A 383-nucleotide genomic window follows, 5' to 3' on the forward strand; every position below is an offset into this window, starting at 1 on the left:
GGGGAATTTCAGAGCCGCATTTTTAACGGCTTTAGTGATCCCATTTGCAATGTTGATGACAATAACCGGTATGGTACATACGCGAGTCAGTGCAAACTTGATTAGTTTAGGGGCATTAGATTTTGGTCTATTGGTTGATGGTACGATAATTATCGTCGAAAACTGCTTACGTCGTTTAAGTATGAGAGGTGATACCCCTCTTTCTTTAAAAGCACGTTTAGACATTGTTTTTACGGCTACACGAGAGGTTATTCGACCCGCTTTATTCGGTGTATTCATCATCACCGTTGTTTATTTACCTATTTTCGCGCTTGAAGGCGTTGAAGGAAAAATGTTCCATCCAATGGCATTAACGGTTGTGATTGCTTTGCTTTGTTCAATGG

Annotated in this window: 1 protein-coding gene; it reads left to right on the forward strand. The window is 40.5% G+C overall.

The window, feature by feature from the left end; translation table 11 throughout:
- The coding region (locus tag AAEY62_RS20715) for an efflux RND transporter permease subunit (protein ID WP_350636153.1) at nt 1–383 on the forward strand (383 nt) is incomplete at both ends.

Origin of the sequence: Pseudoalteromonas sp. GW168-MNA-CIBAN-0100, from assembly GCF_040309225.1 — a bacterium.
GTDB lineage: Bacteria > Pseudomonadota > Gammaproteobacteria > Enterobacterales > Alteromonadaceae > Pseudoalteromonas > Pseudoalteromonas arctica.